Origin of the sequence: Acinetobacter lwoffii (genome assembly GCF_019343495.1) — a bacterium.
GTDB classification, from domain to species: Bacteria; Pseudomonadota; Gammaproteobacteria; order Pseudomonadales; family Moraxellaceae; genus Acinetobacter; species Acinetobacter lwoffii_P.
In genome coordinates, this window is sequence record NZ_CP072549.1 from 476,946 (window position 1) to 497,549 (window position 20,604).

The window sequence follows — 20,604 nt, forward strand, 5'->3', positions numbered from 1 at the left end:
CATGAAAAACACCCATTGGATGGTACGTTTGCTACAAATTGTCACTGGACTGTTTGTGCTATGCGGCTGTCTACTGGTGTTGGTTTATACGCCTTTTTACTCAAAAATGATCGTCAAGGGCTTAAACCAGTTTGTCTCCTTAGAGCTAAATGAAGTCGCGGCTCAAAGCCAGAAAATGGCTGCACTCAGCGAACATGAAAATCTGGAACCTGGCTCTGATTTGTGGATTGCCCGTCAGGCGTATTTAAAGGTCATGGAACAGGATATCCAGCAAAATAACTCGGCCAACCTCATGTTGATTCAGGCACGTTATAAAGCACTGCAGCAGGTGATTGAAGAATATCAGCGCGAACAGCAAGATCAAAAAGCAGAGCAAAGTCCACCTGCTCAGGTGCCCTTATTGTCCTCACAGGAAGATGCAGAACCAGCCGATCCGACAGCCAATGTCCGGGAATTGCTGGAGTGGGACAGTAGTGAAAATAAGGAACGCATTGAGCAATATATGGAGTTTCTGACGACGCATCCACTTGAGCAGGGTGAAGCCAGTTCGGTACAGGAAACCGATGGAGAGGAAATCCAGCAGGACTTGGCTTTACTACAAGAGCAACAGCAGGCTAAACCGGCGAATAGCTCTCAGCCTTATGCCATTGTGGTATTGGGTGGTGGCTTAACCCTAGATGACCAAGGCAAAGAGATCATCGTCAATAACTATACGCGACTACGTCTGGAAACCACGCTGGCAGTAGAGAAACATTACCAGTTACCGATTGTTCTGAGTGGGGTCGAAGCACCGTATATGCAGCGCTGGTTAAAAAATCATGGTGTCGATGCCAAATTACTGGAAGATCGCAGCATGAACACCTGTGAAAATACCCGTTTCAGTTCATTATTATTACAAAAGAAAGGTGGAGCGCCTACAGTGATTCTGATTACGGATCGTTATCATATGCCGCGTACCCGCCGTTTATTTGCGTTAAATGGCATACAAACCATTCCGGTAGAAGCGCCGATGCCAACGTCATTGACACGATGGCGTCCAAGTGCACAAAATTATGATCACAGTCGTCGTGCCAATTATGAAATGTTGGCGACCATGCGCGATATGTGGTTTGGATCCAGTGACTGTCGGGAGGTGCCATAATGTCTGATATCCCATTTTTAAATCCTACCATTCTGAAACAGCTGGATTTACCCATTCCGAGTCGGGATGTTACGCCTCAACTCTTGCCACCTTTAAACCTGAATCGTAGTGATGAACCGCCGATTGAGCTGCAGTCCTATCGCAAGCTTTATGGTTTTGATTTACTGGTTTGTAAACACTGGCAGGGCTATGTACAGATGCCTTTATTCAGGTTGCATGTACAGGTGTTTGAACCGAATCTGGAAAATACCCGCTTTGACAAGATTCAGGGAACTGCTTTTCTGCTACATGGTTATCTGGAACATAGCGGCATTTATCAGCCTATTGTCAAAGAGCTTTTGGAACAGGGTTTTAGCGTATTGACCTATGACCTGCCCGGACATGGCCTGAGTGATGGTTCACCTGCCAGCATTCAGAATTTTGATCATTATCAGCAGGTTTTGCATGCCGTACATCGTTATGTGCAACATGCTTCACAATTACCCAAACCTTGGGTTGGCATCGGGCAAAGTACCGGCGGTGCGATCTGGATGCACCATTTACTGGAGTTTGCGGAACGTCGCGAAAATCCTTTTGTTGAGCGGGTCTTGCTATTATCACCATTGATTCGTCCCGCCAAAACTGCTTGGTGGCATAATTCGGTCGGATTGGGCATTATTAGCCGAATCAAACGTGAAGTTCCCCGACATTTCAGACGCAATAACCATAATCCGGAGTTTTTGCGTTTTATCCGGCTTAAAGATCCATTACAACCGCGAATGATGGGTATGGACTGGATTTTGGCGATGTCACGCTGGATGCTGGAAATGGAAGCGCGTCCGGCTTGTCGTATTCCAGTCTGGCTGGCACAGGGTGCACAGGATCAGACTGTGGACTGGCGTTATAATATCGAATTTATCCGACGTAAATTCCGGCTCCAGACTTTGCTGATGCTAGAAGAAGGTTCGCATCAGTTAATCAATGAGCGTGCTGATATTCGTGCTGCATTGACGGGTTTGATCCCAGCCTTTCTGCATGCACATGGCAGCAAAACTTATTATTAATAGAGTGAAAATTGAATATTTAAAAAGGCGTTTATGAAAACGCCTTTTTTTAGTTTTAATGTTATCGATTTAAAATTTTTCTAATTTGGCCAAGTTCCACATCCGGAAGTAGAAGTTCTCCTCATCCTTATTTTCACAGGACAATAATTCGCCTTCTTTGAGCCAGAAATGAATCTGCGCAAAGTTCTTTATTTCGTGATTATTCACGCGTTGTGCCAGATGATGTGCCTTAATGGCTGAAGGGTGTTTGAGACCTGCGGAAGCAATCAGTTCAGACAGGGCATGCAAGGTGTTCTTATGGAAATGAAATACCCGTTCGGCCTTGGTCGGCACATGTAAAGCTTTCTGGCGATCTTTATCCTGTGTTGTAACTCCGACAGGGCACTGATTGGTATGACAACTTTGTGCCTGAATACAGCCCACTGCAAACATAAAACCACGGGCAGAGTTCACCCAATCCGCACCAATGGCAAGCGTACTGGCAATATCGAATGCACTAATTATTTTACCACTTGCACCAATTTTGATCTTATCTCTCAAACCTGCACCAACCAGGGTATTGTGTACAAACAGCAAACCTTCTCTTAATGGGGCACCAACATAGTCAATTAATTCAATGGGTGCAGCTCCCGTTCCACCTTCAGAGCCATCAACCACAATAAAATCTGGGTAAATCTGGGTATGTAACATAGCTTTGACCATGCTCATAAACTGCCACGGTTGACCCAGACACAGTTTAAATCCGACCGGTTTTCCGTTGGAAAGTTCACGTAATTTTTGTATGAAATGCATCATTTCAATCGGTGTGCTAAATGCCGGATGACTCGAAGGTGAAACACAATCATGATCACGGCTGATGCCTCGAATTTGGGCAATTTCTTCCGAAATTTTACTTTTAGGTAAAATACCGCCGTGGCCAGGTTTTGCGCCTTGCGAAAGCTTGATTTCAATCATTTTCACCTGGGGTAATTTCGCTTGTGCAGCAAAACGTTCCGGATCGAATTGTCCATCTAAAGTACGGCAGCCAAAATAACCACTGCCAATTTCCCAGACCAGATCACCGCCATATTCCAGATGGTAGGGACTGATACTGCCTTCGCCTGTATCATGGAAAAAATCACCTTTTTGAGCGCCGAGATTAAGTGCACGTATCGCATTGGCACTCATGCTGCCAAAGCTCATGGCTGAAATATTTAAAATAGAAGCTGAAAAGGGCTGGGTACATTGCTCATTTCCAATCAGGATACGAAAAGTCTGCGGATCAGCAACTTTGCAGGGCGTGATGGAATGACTAACAAAGCGGTAATTATCTTCATAGACATTCAGAATCGAGCCGAAAGGTTTATCTGAATTTTCATTTTTCGCCCGCTGATACACCAGACTGCGTTGCATACGGGAAAAAGGCAGTGCATCCCGGTCGGCTTCAATAAAATACTGACGAATCTCGGGACGGAATTCCTCAAAAATAAAGCGGAAATGTCCCATGATGGGATAATTTTTCAGAATGGAATGCTTGTTTTGCAGTACATCATACAAACCCAGCAGACTCAGCAGAATGCTCAGGATCCACAGGGTATTCACCAACGTTTGCGGCATAAAATAATAGATATAACGCGGCGAATAACCGATATGAAATGTAGTAAAAATCACTGCAATCACAATGCAGGCAAACCAGACCGAATGGCGGGAAAAGAAAGTATTGAGCAGCTTGTGACGTACTAATTGAGCAGGGTTAGCCATTGTAAAATTAAGTCCCTATTTCTACTTCTATAGGGCTTTATGATGTGCAGAGCGAGGTATCTTATACAAGCAGAGAATTGTTATTGGATTTTATAAACTTGCCGAAAATACTATTAAGCCAGGCAATGAATCAGCAGCGATTATAGATAAATTTTTCGAAAAAAGTACTATAGAAAAAATCTGCAAAAGACATGCATTCTATTTATTTCACAAGTAAGGCAGATGACTTTATAGTCGGTTTATTCACTACGTAGGAGTCTTAAACCATGACCAAAAAATCCATTCGCTTTAATGATGCTGAGCTGGCTTGCTCATGTCTCAGTCATTTTTAAATATTGATGTTTCATCCAAGCTGCATTTCGGGGTGTTAAAGAAAAGCAGCTTGGCACAGCGGCAGATCACCACAACAAGAACAAAAATATAAGCATAACTCTACAGTCCCCAATTTGGGGATTTTTTTATTCTGGAATACCTAAAAGAATCTGGATGAAGCCTGTATAGTTAAGGGTTTTCCTCATCCAGTTGATCGACTGCATTGGCTACAATACTCGGTTCAATGTGTTTAATCTTTTTACCAAAGCTACGTAGCCACCAGACCAGTTGCGAGGTAAATGGCACGGTAGCAGTGATCAGCGACATGCCATCTTCCATTTTTTCAATTTTCTGGTCTTTGCTGAGCTGGCTTTCCTCAAAGTAATGTGCATCCGATTCCGACATCCTGAGTTTAAGCGTGACATTTTCGGTAGGATGGTTGAAATCCACCCGGAAGCCCAGCGCACCAGAATCAATATACTCATCAATATCGAAATTGACCGGATGCAAGGCACGTGAATTCAGCACGACGGCCGATTTAAAGCGGTGCAGGGCAAAGGTCTGGATATCGGACTTGTCATGACGGGTACACACCAGATAGATGATTGACCCTTTTTGTACCAATGCCAGAGGATTGAGAATATAGGTTTTTTCTTCGCTATTATGACCGCGGCCCTGATACACACATTCCAGCTGTTTGTCCTGTAACAGACCTTCATACACCGCTTGCTGCGCAGCCTTATCTACCACAGGTGGAATCAGGGGTTGGGTAGCCGGAACAATGCGTACGCGGTTAATCCATTGCCGGACATTGTTCTGGGAAGAAAGACTGCGTCGTGCCAGATCAAACCACGGATTCATTTCCTCGATCAGGCTCGGTGGCAGCAGATGTTTTAAATGTTCTTCGACCATCATGAAAGTGACCGCTTGCGAGCTGGTCATATGCGGCAAACTTTGCAGCGGTGCATCTGAACGCCAACGCCAGCCTTGCGGCGTGGTTTTACTGCTTTCAATCGGAAAGCGTTGAGCAATCTGATTCAGGTCGCGCTGAATGGTGCGCAGACTGATATCGATGCCTTCACGATTCAGGATTTCCTGTAATTCACGTGTTCCCATCCATTTGCCGGTAGAAAGGCGCGACAAGATTTGCCATTGGCGATATAGACTGTTTGAAGTTTCTTTTTCTTGTGCTGACATAATTTATTTTGCTGGCAATAAAGAAGAGGGGATTTAGGCTTAGCTTAACACAATAAAAAAACTCTCATTTTTTCGCAAGTCCCTCTGTGCAACATTTGTCCTACAATTCTAAAACAACTTGGTCGAAAATGGCATTGAGTTCAAAGGGCATTTATTAGATTAATGGTAATTGAAATACAGATGTCATGGCATGGATATTGCTTTGATTTAATTATAATAGATGATAATACGAGGGTTTGTATGCTTAAAGGAAATCAGGATACAAATGTGATTGAAACAATTGATAAATTTAGTTCCCAGAATATTGGAAAAAATTTTATAGACACTAAAACTACAGCGGTATCTACTACAACGAATCCACAACTTTTACTGCAGCAGTTATCTTCAAAGTTCTTTAATGAAATGCAGGATGAACATGTGTTGTCCAGTCAGGCTGGTCAAAGACTGGAAGAATGGTTATCACAACATACGCTGGATGAACTCAATGCACTGAATCAGGTAGCAAAAGAACATTTTTTACATCACGGTATTACCTTTACCGTTTATGGCGATGAAGAAGGCGTAGAACGCACCATTCCCTACGATATCATTCCGCGAGTCATAGACCGGAAGCAGTGGAATATGGTGGCTTTAGGCTCGGCACAACGGATACGGGCGCTAAATTTATTCTTACATGATATTTATCATCAACAGGACATTTTAAAAGCCAATATTATTCCTGAGTTGCAGATTTTAACTCATGAGGCCTATCAGCCGCATATGTATCAACATAGCTTGAAAGGTGGGATTTATAGCCAGATTAGCGGGATCGATGTGATCCGTGATTCCAAGGGCGAGTTTTATGTCTTAGAAGATAATCTCAGAACGCCATCTGGTGTTTCTTATATGCTGGAATGCCGCAAGATCAGTGAAAAACTGATGCCGAAAGTATTCGAGCAGTCCAAGATTGCCGGAATCGAGCAATATCCACAATTATTGAAAGAAATCCTGATCGAAAATGCCTACGTCGACAAGCCATTTGTCGTGGTATTAACTCCAGGATGTTTTAATAGCGCTTACTATGAACATGCTTTCCTTGCAAGAGAGATGGATGTGCCATTGGTAACATCACGTGACCTTTTTGTTGATGACTCGAAGGTTTATGTAAAAAACATACGTGGTCGCCAACGAGTCGATGTTATTTATAGACGGGTCGATGATGCGTTTCTTGATCCCTTATGCTTTAAACCGGATAGCACTTTGGGTGTTGCTGGCTTGATGTCGGCTTATTTGCAAAATAATGTCGTGATTGCCAATGCGCCGGGAACCGGTGTGGCAGATGACAAATCGGTTTATCCATATGTCGACAAAATGATTCGTTTTTATTTGGGCGAGCAGCCAATTCTAAAAAATGTTCCGACTTATCAATGTCGTAATTCTGAAGAATTAGACTATGTCGTGGCTCATTTGGATCAGCTGGTGGTGAAAGAAGCGCAGGGTTCGGGCGGTTATGGCATGCTCATTGGACCACAAGCGTCTAAACAGCAAATTGAAACTTTCAGGGAGAAAATTTTAGCTGCGCCGCATTTATATATTGCGCAGCCAACTTTGGACTTATCGGTTAGTCCGACTTTGACCAATTTTGGTATTGCTGAACGTCATATCGACTTACGCCCATTTGTATTAAGTTCGCCTTATCGTACTGAAATCGTACAGGGTGGCTTGACACGTGTGGCGATGCAACCCGGCTCACTGGTGGTGAATTCATCACAAGGTGGCGGTATCAAAGATACCTGGGTAGTCGACAATTTACATTCATAAGATTCCAAAGAAGGAAAATGTCATGGTTTTGCTGAATAGCAATGCGCAACATATTTTTTGGTTAGGGCGTTATTTATCTCGCACTCATTTTTTATGTGCGCGCTTTCCATTTTTAGAAGACGAAGCGGCAGTGGCATATGCTCATGCTTTCTGTTTACCTGCCTTTGATGCCAGTTCCTTAAATGAGCTGGTACTTGATCCTACGCAAGTGGCGTCTTTTAGCCAGCAGTTTAAAGTGGCCAAAGACAATATTCAGGAATTGCGTGGGGTGCTGTCTGCTTCAGGCTATGCAGAACTGATGAAACTGATCAAAACCGCAGACAAAAATGCCGGTTATATCTGTGAAGTGATAACGGAATGTGAAGATATTCTGGAAGCCGAATCTTCCGATATCTTCCTGTTTTTCAGTTTAGGGCAATGTGTCGAACAGCTCGATCACCAGTTACGCCTGGGTGAAGAAACCAGTACTACACTGTGCAAGATTGATTATGTGGTCAGAATTCTCGTAGAAATGGGCTGGGATGATCTGGAACAGTACTGGGAGCAGTTACGTACAGAGCCGAATCGAATCCAGTTCTATCAGTTTAGCGACCATATTCATCAACTGTTTGAGGCAGATGTATGAAATTGATGGTGAATCACCAAACGCACTATATGTACACGGCCGAGGTAAGGAACAGTATTCAGTACATTAAAATGATGCCTTCGAGCAATGCGCATCAGCGGGTTCATTCTTGGGATATCAGTGTACCGGGTAATAAAGAAATCCGGAAAGATGCATTTCATAATCTGTGGATGACCTGTAGCCAGCGGGAGCCTTATCATTCCCTGACCATCATGGCGCAAGGGATTGTTGAGCTGAATCCTGCGCATCAGAGTGGACTGAATGATTTAATCAATCCCAATCTTTTTCTACAGCCGACCGAATCAACACAATGTAATGCAGCAATGAAAGATTTTGCACAACGTCATGTTCCTGCATTAACCCGTCAGCATTTGATCGGACTGGCGCAGGCCTTGCTGGAACATGTGCCTTATATTTCCAACAGTACTTCAGTGCAAGGCTCTGCAATAGATGCCTTTGAGTCCAGACAGGGCGTCTGTCAGGACCATAGTCATATTTTTATTGCCATGTGCAAATATCTAGGTTTGCCTGCACGCTATGTTTCTGGTTATTTATATGCACAAAATGCTTCGCATCTGGCCAGTCACGCTTGGGCAGAGGTGTTTGTAGACCAGACATGGTATTGTTTTGATGTCAGTAATCTGTTGTTTACTCCAAGTTCGCATGTTTATGTGGCGATTGGACGGGATTATTGGGATGTGGCGCCGGTACGCGGTGTCAGAGAAAAGGGCGGTGTGGAATCCATGCATTCCATCGTTCAAGTGCTAGGATGTTAATAAGGACGAATGAATGACGTATTGTTGTGCACTACGTTTAGAGCAAGGTATGCTTTTTATCAGTGATACCCGGACGAATGCCGGAGTAGATCACATTTCTGTATTTCGAAAGTTGTATACCTTTGGTATTCCTGGTGAACGTATGATCGTCATACAGGCATCCGGAAATCTGGCAACCACACAAGCCGTGATTGGGCATATCAAAAATCAGCTCGAACTGAAGCAGGAACCCAATATCTTGAGTCTGCACACCATGTTTGATGTCGCTGAGCTGGTGGGTAGTATGCTGAAAAAAGTGATTGCCAATGTTACGAGCGATATTTCGGAACAAAGTAATTATTATTGCAATCTGCTGGTCGGGGGGCAACTTAAAGATCAGGATATGCAGCTTTATCATGTTTATCCGCAAGGGAACTTTATCTGTGCCACACGCGATACGCCGTATTTCCAGATTGGCGAAAGTAAATATGGCAAGCCAATCTTGGATCGTGCGCTGACTTATGATATGCCGCTGGATGAAGCTTTGCGCTGTTCCCTGATTTCATTTGCATCGACCCTACGTTCCAATGTATCGGTTGGTATGCCCCTCGATGTGCTGGTCTATAAAAAAGACAGTCTGATCATGCCAAGAGGCAAGCGTATTGCCGAAGATGATGAGTATTTCACGTCAATCAGCCGGCAATGGTCAGAGACCTTGAAAAAAGGATTGGCGGAACTTCCGGTTCCCTCTAATGAGTATTTCTTATAATAAACCTATCCGGGTTCAGGTTTTTCGCGTACAGTGTTAACTTCTATGCAGTTCAGCATAATAAAAATAGAGAAGTTAGCGCATGTACCAATTTTGTTACGCCAGTAAAAGTACTTCTCCCAAACCTGACTTACTTGAAGATTTGGCGAATATCCTGAAAGAAGCTCGTGATTTTAATTACCAGCATCAAGTGACAGGTGTACTGTATTTCGCAGATGGTCATTTTTTTCAATGTCTCGAAGGGGAATGTCCCACTTTAAAAAGTCTGCTGGTGGAGCGACTGAATAAAGATCCTCGCCATCAGGATATTAAATTATTTGAGACCAAGGAAATTGAATATCCGAGTTTCCCAGATTGGTCGATGAAATATATTTCTAAACGCAGTCAAATCCAGCAATTCTGTCGGGAAATGGGATTTGATGAGTTTAATCCTTTTGACTTTCAGCAAAGTCATGTCGATGCCTTATTAATGCAATTATGCATAGAGCAGGGCGAAGAACAAAAGTCAGCCTAAAGAAAAAGCCCAACCTATGTTGGGCTTTTTTACTTTGAGGACTAGATCAGACTACTTGGCGTAGTGGACGATTGCTCAGTCGGCATAATAGTTCATAACCAATCGTGCCATTCGCTTCAGCCACATCATCCACCAGACGGGTTTTACCCCAAAGTTCGACTTCTGTGCCCAATTGCACCTCTAACCCTGTGACATCAATAGCGATCATATCCATCGCTACGCGGCCGATCACGCGAGTTTGCTGGTCATTAATCGCGACATAGTTCTGTTTTAGGAAAGCGCGAGGGTAGCCATCACCATAGCCAATTGAAACAATGGCCAAAGTTATGTCTTGATCTGCGGTGAACGTTGAACCATAACCGACATGCTCACCCGCTTGAATCTCATTCAAGGCAATAATTTCAGCTGTAAACGTCATGACCGGCTTTAAGTCCAGATCATGCACATCCCGGTCTGAAAAGGGCGTCGCACCGTAGAGCATGATCCCTGGACGCACATAGTCAAAATGCAATTCTGGATATTTATAGATTGCAGCCGAGTTACAGCAAGAGGCTAAAATTGGAGCGCAATCATTTTTAATTTCCAGGAATTGACGGATTTGTTCATCATTCAGCGGATGCTCAGCATCGGCATTGGCAAAATGCATGGCAAGCACGCAAGTAAAGCCTTCAGCTTTTAGGGTATGAATTACGTCTTTGATCGCTTCAATCTTAAAACCTAGGCGGTTCATGCCGCTGTTCAGTTTGACCCAGACTTTAAGTTCTTTGGCGATATAGGCATCTTTATGAGCCAGTAACCAGTCGACTTGAGCCTGATGATGTACCACAACTTCAATATTCTGATCGATTACAAGCTGCATTTCATCGGCTGAAAAAATACCTTCGATGAGCGTAATCGGCTGTAGATAGCCCAATTCACGAATTTCCAAGGCTTCTTGCAGACAGGCGACACCAAAGGCATCGGTTTCGCTTAAGGCTGCTAAGCAGTCTTTAACTCCGTGTCCATAAGCATTGGCTTTCACCATGCTGACGATTTTCGCGGTTGGGGCAAGTTGTTTGACACGGTTTAAATTATATTGCAGCGCAGCGCTGTCAATATAAACTGTAGCTTGACGCACCCTAAATTACTCCTAGAGGGACGATGGAAATGTGATGAGAAGAGACTGATTACTCTTCGTCATCATACTGAGCATAGAACTCAGGCGAGAGATTACTAAAGCGGGTATATTGACCTTCGAATGCCAGACGCACGGTACCAATCGGGCCGTTACGCTGTTTACCGATAATGATTTCGGCGGTGCCAGCTTCCTTGGACTCCTTGTTATAAACCTCATCACGGTAAATAAACATGATCAAGTCGGCATCCTGCTCAATCGCACCGGATTCACGCAAGTCGGACATCACCGGACGTTTGTTTGGACGGTTTTCCAGCGATCGGTTGAGCTGTGACAGGGCAATTACCGGACATTGCATTTCCTTCGCTAAAGCTTTTAAGCTTCGGGAGATTTCCGAGATCTCGCCGACACGGTTATCGCCCATACCGGGTACTTTCATCAGCTGCAAGTAATCGACCATGATACAGCCCAGCTTTCCGCCATGCATTTTGGCAATACGACGCGCACGGGCACGTAATTCTGTTGGTGGTAGCGCAGAAGAATCATCGATATACAGATTTTTTTCTTGTAAATGCACAATGGTACTGGTGACTTTTGACCATTCATCACTGTCCATTTTACCAGAACGTAAATGTCCCTGATGCACGCGACCAAATGATGAAATCAAACGCATGGCGATGGAGTCGGCTGGCATCTCCATCGAATAGACCAGAGCAGGCAGGTTATTATTGAATAAAACACTTTCGACCAGATTCATGGCAAAGGTGGTTTTACCCATGGAAGGACGCGCTGCGACAATAATCAGGTCACCGGATTGCATGCCGGAAGTTTTGTTATCCAGTTCCACAAAACCAGTAGTTAAACCGGTAATGCTACCTTCCATTTGCGACAGTTCATTTAATTTGTCGAATACGTCCGCGACCACCGAGTTGATCGGCTTAGGCCCTTGCGCTTTGGCATTGTTATTATGCTGTTCGGCAATCGAGAAAATATTGGTCTCAGCCAGATCCAGAATTTCACTGACAGTACGGCCTTTGGTGTCATAGGCATTTTGTAAAATTTCAGAGCTGACTTTAATCATACTACGCAGGGTAGAGAATTCTTTAATTTTGCCTGCATAAGTTTCCAGGTTATAGAAACTCGATGGCGAATCTGCCATTAACTGCATCAGATATTCTTCGCCACCAATTGCATCGAGCAAGTTTTGTTTGATGAGCCAGTCATGCACCAGAACCGCATCATAAGGCGAGTTTTCTTTAGAGAGCTGTTCAATGGCGCGGAAAATATATTTGTGTCGGGTGGCATAAAAATCATTTTCGGTCAGCACATCACCGACCTGCTCAAAAGATTCAGCCACAGTCATAAGGGCAGCAAGTACAGCCTGTTCAATTGCTAAATTGTGAGGTGGAGTACGGAACTCCTTGAGATTGCTATTTTCAGTAACAATTTCCGGTTTAGCAGTAGCTACCTTTTTGCTGGCATTCGCCTGTGACATATAAATCCCTGATTTTAAATACAATGGTTAAATATCGTCGGAGATGAATAGCGTTTATTCACTACGAGATGAAATGATACGCGCTCTGATCAAAAATGCGAAGTGCAATTTTTTGTAAACACGAATAATAAAATGAATTTGACAGTGTTGGCTAGATTATATTTTTTAGAGATAAAAAAAGAGCATGCTTTCGCATGCTCTTTTTGAGGCGAGAAATTACTCAGCTACGATAGTAACTAGAACTTCTGCAGTAACATCATGGTGCAATTGGATTGCGATGTTAAATTCGCCAGTGTGACGAAGCGCGCCATTTGGAAGACGTACTTCAGCACGGTCTACTTCTAGACCAGCATTTGTCAACGCGTCAGCGATGTCACGAGTACCGATAGAACCAAATAGTTTACCTTCATCACCAGCTTTCGCAGTGATAACGATGTTCACTTCGTTCAATTGGTCAGCACGTGCTTGAGCAGCAGCCAAGATAGCAGCTTCTTCTTTCTCAAGTTCAGCACGACGAGCTTCAAAAGCAGCAGTGTTTGCTTCAGTTGCAGCAACAGCCTTACCTTGAGGGATAAGGAAGTTACGGCCGTAACCAGCTTTAACTGAAACTTTATCGCCTAGTTTACCTAGGTTTTTAATGCGTTGTAATAAGATAATATCCACAGCTCAACCTCACTTATGATTGTCAGTGTAAGGGATCAAAGACAAGTAGCGAGCTTGTTTGATAGCTAACGCTAATTGACGTTGGTAACGAGCTTTAGTACCTGTAATACGGCTAGGAACAATCTTGCCGTTTTCAGTGATGTACTGTTTTAAAGTGTCGATATCTTTGTAGTCGATGTACGTAACGTTCTCAGCTGTAAAGCGGCAGAACTTGCGACGACGGTAAAAACGTGCCATGTTATGTTCTCCTTAAGCTTCAGCAGAGTCTTGAGCGTGTTGTGCTTCTTCACGTTGAGCTTTACGCGCACGTTTTTCTTCAGCACTCTTCGCCAATAGTGACTCTTCAGTGATAGCGTTTTCACGACGGATGATAAGGCTACGAATGATTGCGTCGTTATAACGGAACAATTCTTCAAGCTCATCAAGAGTAGTTTGACCACACTCAACATTCATAAGAATGTAGTGAGCTTTGTGGATCTTGTTGATTGGGTAAGCCAATTGACGACGGCCCCAGTCTTCAAGACGGTGGATTTGACCTTCAGCTTCTTTGATGTGAGTTAGGTAGCGTTCTACCATACCAACTACTTGATCGCTTTGATCAGGGTGTACTAAAAGTACGATTTCGTAATGACGCATTGTCAGCTCCTTACGGTTTGGACAGCCCCAATTTAAGTAAATTGAAGCAAGGAGTCACAACCAAAGTTGTGTCGCAGTGTTTGCGAAGGGGGAATTGTAGTGATCTTTAGGGATAATTTCAACCAAATAAGACATTTTTGCGAAATTATATCTATAGTCAGATCTTTTAATAGAAAACCACATTAACTTTAAAACAGCAGGGTTCGACTGCTTAAATTCAGCAAATGTACTATTGAGAATATCAAGTGGCTTTCTCTAACTTAAAATCTGCATACACATTATCAATGTCAGGCTAAAACCAAAAAACGGTAAATTTATCAGAGATAAGAAAAGAGAGGGAGGTTCTAAAGCAGAGATTTTGATTCTACTCTACAGATACTTGGAATGGGGGATAGGAAAATCAAAATAAAAAAAGATAGAGACTAACTCTATCTTTTTAAAAAAACACAATCTGTGTAGATGGCGCAGTTGAGGTAAAGCTAAAGATAATACTGATGACAGTAATCAGGATCACCGAGAACAAGAAATATTTCTTTGCCCAAAGTTGATCATTTTCAGCTTTAAATCCAATGACACCGATATATAACCAGTAAATGCACAGTAAGTTTAAAATCACTGCATAGAACCAGTTGGCATAACCAAAGACAAATAACGCATTCATGGTCAGCGTGAATAACACCACATAAACCAGTGATTCAATCTTGGTACGATGAATCGAACGCGCTACAGGCAAAATCGGAATGCCTGCATTTTTGTAATCATCAAAGCGGTAAATCGCAATCGCCCATGAGTGAGGCATTTGCCATAGCGCATAACCTAAAAAGATCAGTAACGCACCGAGGTCAAATTGATTGGCTACTGCGGTATAACCAATGACAGGCGGAGCTGCACCAGAAATACTGCCTACAACAGTTTGATGAATTGTGGTTCGTTTTGTCCATAGGCTGTAGAAACCAACATATACGACAAAACCAATCACCGCGAATAAGAAAGAGTACGCATTTACCCAGAACCATAAAAGACTAAAACCAACGATGCCTAATACCAGAGCAAAGGCCAGGGCAACAGGTTCGGAAATGGTTTTGGTAACCAGAGCACGATTTTGGGTGCGCTGCATTTTTTGGTCGATGTCCTGGTCAATCACGTTGTTGACCACACATCCTGATGCTACGACAAGCGTAGTACCGAGAAGGGTAATAAGCAGGAGAAGGAAATCTACAGAACCTTGGGTGGCTACGAAGTAGCCACCCAAAGTGGTAACAAAGTTACCGAAGAGAATTCCTGGCTTAGTCAGGAATAAATACTTTTTCAGCATGACGACCAGTTTAGATCATCATGTTGTAGTGTAGGTAATTCATGATCCATACAGAACCCACTAAAAGAATAGCGATAGTTAAGATGGTATACACGAATGCAATCACGTTCCAGCGTTGCTCTGAAGAAGAGTTCATATGCAGGAAGTAAATTAACTGCACAAGAATCTGAGCAACCGCAGTAATCGCGATGACAGTAATCAAGATACCACGGCCAAAACCGCCTGCCATCACCATACCGAATGGAATTACGGTAAGGATGACAGAAAGGATAAAGCCAACAGTATATTGCTTAACGTTACCGTGTGATTCGCCAGCAGCGTTATGATCGTGACTCATTACAGAACTCCCATCAAGTAAACTACGCTGAATACACAGATCCAAACGATGTCAAGGAAGTGCCAGAACAAGCTTAGGCAAGCTAGACGACGCGTGTTTGCAAGAGTCAAACCATATTTCTTGATTTGAACCATAAGCACGATCATCCAGACCAGACCAGAAGTTACGTGAATACCGTGCGTACCTACCAAAGTAAAGAACGCAGATAAGAACGCACTTGTGCTTGGACCGTGACCAGCATGAACTAGGTGATTGAACTCATATAGTTCCATGCCAATGAAGATAGCACCGAATACCCAAGTAATCGCTAACCAAGTCAGTACTTTTGCAACGTCTTTTTTGTATGCAGCAAGAACTGCAAAACCAAAGGTTACAGAAGAGATCAAGAGGGCGAAGGTTTCAGTAAGAACGAAACCTAAAGAGTCGCCAAACAGGTCTCTCGCACTTGGAGTACCCACAGGAATGTGGCTACTCAAAACAGCGAACGCAATGAAGAGTGTGCCGAACAGGACAAGGTCACTCATCAAGTAAGTCCAGAAACCAAAGACGGTGATGTCAGTATCATCGTGATGATGATGCTCATCGTGTCCGTGGTTATCGTGATGAAGTACTTCAGCCATTGTCTTAGTCCTTCTTCAAGTGTTTTTCAAGAATCGCATAGCGTTCGTTTTCAATACGCTCAACTTCAGCAGCTGGAACATAGTAATCCACTTTCTTGGTGAAAGAAGACACGATGAAGCTAATGATAGAAGCAATGAACGTAACAACTACTAACCACCAGATGTGCCAGATTAAACCGAAGCCCATAACAGTGATGAACATCGCGATAACGAAACCGGCAGCACGGTTAGTTGGCATATGAACATCTTCGTACTTCGTTGGTTTTGCATACGCAACACCATTTTCTTTCTCGATCCAGAAAGTATCAATACCATTGATCTTTGGAAGATGAGCAAAGTTATAGAACGGAGCAGGAGAAGATGTCGCCCATTCAAGGGTACGACCATCCCATGGATCGCCAGTCAAATCCAGACGTTGGTCACGTTGTAAGAAACCAACCACGATTTGCAGAATGAAACATACGATACCAAGCGCAATCAGAACTGCACCGAACATCGCGATATTTACATACGGGTCCCATTCTGGGTTGTCAAATGTATTCAAACGACGTGTCATACCCATGAAACCAAGGATATAAAGTGGCATGAACGCAAAGTAGAAACCGAAGAACCAGAACCAGAACGCTGCTTTACCCCAAGTCTCATTCAGTCTCCAACCGAACATTTTCGGCCAGTAGAAGATGATACCTGCGAACATCGCAAATACTACACCACCAATAATTACGTTATGGAAGTGAGCAATCAGGAATAAAGAGTTATGTACCAGGAAGTCCGCTGGTGGAACCGCCATCAATACACCTGTTAAACCACCGATACCGAAAGTTACCAGGAAGCCTAGTGTCCATAGCATTGGAGTAGTGTAAACAATACGACCCTTGTACATGGTGAATAACCAAGAGAAGATTTTCACACCTGTAGGAATCGCAATAATCATGGTCATGATACCGAAGAACGCGTTAACGTTGGCACCTGCACCCATGGTAAAGAAGTGGTGAACCCATACAACGAATGACAATACTGTGATTGCTACTGTTGCATACACCATTGATTTGTAACCGAACAATGCTTTGCGCGAGAAAGTCGCAACAACTTCAGAATAAATACCAAATGCTGGTAATACCAAGATATATACTTCCGGGTGACCCCAAGTCCAAATCAAGTTCACGTACAACATCGGGCTACCACCCAAGTCGTTAGTAAAGAAGTGGAAACCGAAGTAACGGTCAAGCGTTAACATTGCAATTGTTGCAGTCAACACTGGGAAAGCCGCAATAATCAATACTGCTGTACATAAAGATGTCCAGGTAAAGATTGGCATTTCCATAAGTTTCATGCCAGGCGCACGCATTTTGATGATGGTAACGAAGAAGTTAACACCCGTTAATAGCGTACCCAGACCTGAAATTTGCAGTGCCCAGATATAGTAGTCCATACCTACGCCTGGAGAGTATTCAATGCCAGACAGTGGAGGGTATGCCATCCAGCCTGTTGCAGCGAACTCACCTAACGCGAGTGACACCATCATTAGACCCGCAGCACCGGCGAATAACCAGAAGCTGAGTGAGTTTAATAATGGAAATGCAACGTCACGTGCACCGATTTGAAGCGGTACAGAGATGTTCATCAAACCAACAACAAGACCCATTGCCACGAAGAAGATCATGATCACGCCATGCGCGGTAAAGATCTGATCGTAATGCTCAGGGTGTAAATAACCTTCGCCGCCACCTTTTGCAAGGAACTGCTGAAGACGCATCATGATCGCATCGGCGAAACCACGCACCAGCATGATGATCGATACGAACAGGTACATGATACCAATTTTTTTATGGTCTACAGATGTGAACCATTCGTTCCACAGGTAGCCCCATTTTTTGAAGTAGGTAATACCGGCAACAACTGCGATACCACCCAAGATCATCATTGCAACAGTTGCCAATACGATTGGATCGTAAGGAATTGCATCCGGACCTAACTTACCTAAGAAGCTCATGTCTTATTCTCCTTGAGAAGCAGTCGCATGTTCACCAGCTACATGAGCTTCAGAAGCAGACGCTTCATGAGCAACAGCATCAGTCGCTGCAGCTTCTACAGGAGCTGAATGGTCAGCACCGTGGTAGTTACTCATATACTTGTGAATCACAGATTCAAACAAACCTTGCTCTACAGAAGAGTAGTAAGTCACAGGATGTGGCTTAGTAGGGTAAGGCTTCATTGCTTCAGCAGCAGCCTTCTCTTCAGGAGTCTTAGCTCTTGCAATAATCGCTTCGATCTGGTGAACACCGCGGTTACCGTCACGTAAGCTTGCAAATTCAGCTTGGTCTAGAACAGTTTTTTGTACTGCATTAGGGTTAACTGAAGTACCGTTTCCTGCCTGAACAGCAGAAATCCATTCAGCGAATTGAGCATCAGTCACAGAATGTGCACGGAAGCGCATTTGTGAGAAGCCATAGCCTGAATAGTTTGAAGAGAAACCACGATAACCTTCAGCTGGACTAGTTTCATCAGCTAAGAAGTTAAGGTGAGTTTGCATACCTGCCATTGCATAAATCTGACCACTTAACGCCGGGATGAAGAACGAGTTCATCGTGAAGTTAGAGGTTAAACGAAGGCTTACCGGAGTTTGCTCTGGGAAACGCAATTCGTTAACAGTTGCAATGCCTTGCTCAGGATAGATGAAGATCCATTTAAATTGCTCAGCAATAACCTGAACAGTTAATGGCGCTTTATCTGCTTCAATTGGACGGTATGGGTCATACTTGTGGGAACCCCACCAAGTTAACCAAGCTAAAATACCAATAATAATGACAGGGATACCCCATACTACAATTTCAATCGCAGTAGAGTGTGCCCATGTAGGTTTATAGTCTGCGTCTTTATTCGATGCACGATATTTCCAACCGAACCATAATGCCATGATGATTGATGGAATAACCACCAAAAGCATTAAGTAAATCGCAGTCATCATCAGGTTACTTTGACCTGCTGCAACTGGACCTTTAGAGTTCAGAAGTACCATATCACCACCACACCCGGTCAAGAGTGCAGTCATCGCAGATAAAGACAATACAGCTAAAATCGTTTGTCTCATTTTACAACCTCGGTGAAGAGTCCCATTCCCTAATTTAATATGGGATAGCGATTAAAGTGCACATGACAAAAAAGGCTGAATTTTACAAAACATCCTATTAATCACAATACACCGCTACGTTGTAGGGCATTATGCCTGAGATTCACGAACTAAGCTATATCTAGGGCGCTTTAAATGCCTGTAATAAAAACCGATTTTGCTGGTCTGGATTGGGGGGGATTTATGGGAATTTTATTTCAATTTCAAAGTTCTGTAATCAAAATGGGATGATATTCATCCCATTTTGTGTATTCCTGCACTATTGTTTCACAACTTGCGTTTTTGCGAGTTTATCGTGCAAGGTTTGACGTTTTTTGCCCAATCCGAAGGCCCAGTCAATAATTAAACTCAGTGGCATAAATACAATATTTAAAAATATGAAAAATACACTACGAATAGTGAAGGCGCGTAACAGGCTGGTCTTTTCACCTGATTCGGCATCTACAATTTTGATTTTCGTCAGCTTTTTACCAATACTTTGGCCTGATTTGGCAATCAGAAAGGCTTGAATGGCCAGCATGATAATCAAATAGACCGCTGTGACAAGCCACGCCTGCTGAGAAAACATCTCAAACATTTGAGTCTGTAATTGTTGGGCCAGAGCAGGATCTGCATTGCTACTCAGCACGACATTCATGAATTCTTCATTCAGTTGTGCAAATCGGGTTTCCTGTTCAGGTGTAAAAAATGCAGTCAAAATGAAGGTTGCTGGTAACCACAGTAACACATCTACAATTTTGGCCAGTATACGGCTTGGAATACTGGCGAGTTCATTCTTTTGAGTCGCTGTTTGGGTATGAGGCTGTGAATAGGCCGAAGTCGTTGACTGATTGTTCTGGAATACTGGCGTTTCAGGTGTGACTGCCGGAGCGACATACCCTGCAGGTTGATATACCGATTTTCCTTGGGTAAGTTCACCTAAGGCTTTCCACTCTGTCATGCCTTGATGCCATGCCAGGTCAGTCAGCATGACTTGTTGATTCGCCAGCATCTGATTCAATTGCTCGAGCGTATATGGACCAGCTTGTTGATTGTTCCGTGCCAAGTAAATCTGCATATAGACTGAATCTCAATATATAAATGTGAACTAATAATAGCTTTGATCAAGATTGTATTGAATTCTGTTTTGAAAACAAACATCCTCTCATCGTAAGATATAGATTAATTGAGGATTTTCAATCATAATTCTCATTAAAAATGAGCCCATACAAAATTGCAAGGATCTGCATTCTTAAAAATATCTTCCTGAACATTCGATGGTTATTTATTATTATTGCCATTTTGATATGACTTTACTGTTGGTATTTGTTTGTCATTACAGTCTTTATGTGTTGATAAGCGTTGATTTAATTATATTTATAAATTCAATTGTTTAGCTTGTGATTGGGTCTTTAGTTA

20 protein-coding genes are annotated in these 20,604 nt (G+C 43.2%); 7 read left to right on the plus strand and 13 right to left on the minus strand.

Annotated elements, in window-relative coordinates; translation table 11 throughout:
- The first annotated feature begins 1 nt into the window (after position 1).
- Positions 2–1,141, plus strand: coding sequence for a YdcF family protein (locus J7649_RS02275; RefSeq protein ID WP_219309164.1), 1,140 nt, complete (start codon positions 2–4; stop codon positions 1,139–1,141).
- Positions 1,141–2,184, plus strand: a complete 1,044-nt coding sequence (locus J7649_RS02280) for an alpha/beta hydrolase (RefSeq protein WP_005252171.1) — start codon at positions 1,141–1,143, stop codon at positions 2,182–2,184. The genes J7649_RS02275 and J7649_RS02280 overlap by 1 nt, the downstream gene beginning before the upstream one ends.
- A 69-nt stretch (positions 2,185–2,253) precedes the next feature.
- Here J7649_RS02280 and J7649_RS02285 read toward each other — a convergent pair whose 3' ends face one another.
- Both J7649_RS02285 and J7649_RS02290 read right to left on the minus strand, forming a co-directional pair.
- Positions 2,254–3,924: an FMN-binding glutamate synthase family protein gene (locus tag J7649_RS02285; RefSeq protein WP_219309166.1), complete on the minus strand. Its 1,671-nt coding sequence runs from the start codon at positions 3,922–3,924 to the stop codon at positions 2,254–2,256.
- A gap of 501 nt (positions 3,925–4,425) precedes the next feature.
- The gene (locus J7649_RS02290; protein WP_219309168.1) at positions 4,426–5,433 is read right to left on the minus strand and encodes a helix-turn-helix transcriptional regulator; all 1,008 of its coding nucleotides are present in this window, start codon (positions 5,431–5,433) and stop codon (positions 4,426–4,428) included.
- Positions 5,434–5,673: 240 nt separating this feature from the next.
- Here J7649_RS02290 and J7649_RS02295 point away from each other — a divergent pair, with 240 nt between their 5' ends.
- From J7649_RS02295 to J7649_RS02315, 5 genes are all read left to right on the plus strand, one after another.
- Positions 5,674–7,233: a circularly permuted type 2 ATP-grasp protein gene (locus J7649_RS02295; RefSeq protein ID WP_219309170.1), complete on the plus strand. Its 1,560-nt coding sequence runs from the start codon at positions 5,674–5,676 to the stop codon at positions 7,231–7,233.
- A 22-nt stretch (positions 7,234–7,255) separates the two neighbouring features.
- Positions 7,256–7,858: an alpha-E domain-containing protein gene (locus tag J7649_RS02300; protein WP_180190918.1), complete on the plus strand. Its 603-nt coding sequence runs from the start codon at positions 7,256–7,258 to the stop codon at positions 7,856–7,858.
- On the plus strand, positions 7,855–8,634 hold the full coding sequence (locus J7649_RS02305) for a transglutaminase family protein (RefSeq protein WP_180190917.1): 780 nt from the start codon (positions 7,855–7,857) through the stop codon (positions 8,632–8,634). The genes J7649_RS02300 and J7649_RS02305 overlap by 4 nt, the downstream gene beginning before the upstream one ends.
- Before the next feature lie 13 nt (positions 8,635–8,647).
- Positions 8,648–9,382, plus strand: a complete 735-nt coding sequence (locus J7649_RS02310) for a proteasome-type protease (RefSeq protein WP_004278798.1) — start codon at positions 8,648–8,650, stop codon at positions 9,380–9,382.
- Between the two features lie 82 nt (positions 9,383–9,464).
- On the plus strand, positions 9,465–9,896 hold the full coding sequence (locus J7649_RS02315) for a BLUF domain-containing protein (protein ID WP_219309172.1): 432 nt from the start codon (positions 9,465–9,467) through the stop codon (positions 9,894–9,896).
- Positions 9,897–9,942: 46 nt separating this feature from the next.
- Here J7649_RS02315 and alr read toward each other — a convergent pair whose 3' ends face one another.
- From alr to J7649_RS02370, 11 genes are all read right to left on the minus strand, one after another.
- Complete coding sequence (gene alr / locus J7649_RS02320; protein ID WP_219309174.1) at positions 9,943–11,013, minus strand: alanine racemase; 1,071 nt, start codon at positions 11,011–11,013, stop codon at positions 9,943–9,945.
- Between the two features lie 49 nt (positions 11,014–11,062).
- Positions 11,063–12,505 (minus strand): replicative DNA helicase, encoded by a 1,443-nt coding sequence (gene dnaB, locus J7649_RS02325; protein ID WP_005247269.1) that lies wholly within the window; start codon positions 12,503–12,505, stop codon positions 11,063–11,065.
- Positions 12,506–12,721: 216 nt separating this feature from the next.
- Entirely contained in the window at positions 12,722–13,168 is a 447-nt protein-coding gene (gene rplI / locus J7649_RS02330) for a 50S ribosomal protein L9 (protein ID WP_004278793.1), read from the minus strand.
- Positions 13,169–13,177: 9 nt separating this feature from the next.
- Entirely contained in the window at positions 13,178–13,405 is a 228-nt protein-coding gene (gene rpsR, locus J7649_RS02335) for a 30S ribosomal protein S18 (RefSeq protein WP_004278792.1), read from the minus strand.
- Between the two features lie 12 nt (positions 13,406–13,417).
- Positions 13,418–13,804 carry a 30S ribosomal protein S6 gene (gene rpsF, locus J7649_RS02340; protein WP_004278789.1) on the minus strand — a complete coding sequence of 129 codons (387 nt, stop codon included), beginning with the start codon at positions 13,802–13,804 and terminating at the stop codon, positions 13,418–13,420.
- 436 nt (positions 13,805–14,240) lie between these two features.
- Positions 14,241–15,119 (minus strand): heme o synthase, encoded by an 879-nt coding sequence (gene cyoE / locus J7649_RS02345; protein WP_219309176.1) that lies wholly within the window; start codon positions 15,117–15,119, stop codon positions 14,241–14,243.
- Positions 15,120–15,129: 10 nt separating this feature from the next.
- The gene (locus tag J7649_RS02350; RefSeq protein ID WP_004645410.1) at positions 15,130–15,456 is read right to left on the minus strand and encodes a cytochrome o ubiquinol oxidase subunit IV; all 327 of its coding nucleotides are present in this window, start codon (positions 15,454–15,456) and stop codon (positions 15,130–15,132) included.
- Positions 15,456–16,076 carry a cytochrome o ubiquinol oxidase subunit III gene (gene cyoC, locus J7649_RS02355; RefSeq protein WP_004278786.1) on the minus strand — a complete coding sequence of 207 codons (621 nt, stop codon included), beginning with the start codon at positions 16,074–16,076 and terminating at the stop codon, positions 15,456–15,458. The genes J7649_RS02350 and cyoC overlap by 1 nt, the downstream gene beginning before the upstream one ends.
- 4 nt (positions 16,077–16,080) lie before the next feature.
- The gene (gene cyoB, locus J7649_RS02360; RefSeq protein WP_219309179.1) at positions 16,081–18,069 is read right to left on the minus strand and encodes a cytochrome o ubiquinol oxidase subunit I; all 1,989 of its coding nucleotides are present in this window, start codon (positions 18,067–18,069) and stop codon (positions 16,081–16,083) included.
- A gap of 3 nt (positions 18,070–18,072) precedes the next feature.
- Complete coding sequence (gene cyoA, locus J7649_RS02365; RefSeq protein ID WP_005247266.1) at positions 18,073–19,167, minus strand: ubiquinol oxidase subunit II; 1,095 nt, start codon at positions 19,165–19,167, stop codon at positions 18,073–18,075.
- A gap of 298 nt (positions 19,168–19,465) precedes the next feature.
- Positions 19,466–20,263 carry an RDD family protein gene (locus J7649_RS02370; RefSeq protein WP_219309181.1) on the minus strand — a complete coding sequence of 266 codons (798 nt, stop codon included), beginning with the start codon at positions 20,261–20,263 and terminating at the stop codon, positions 19,466–19,468.
- Between the last annotated feature and the right edge of the window lie 341 nt (positions 20,264–20,604).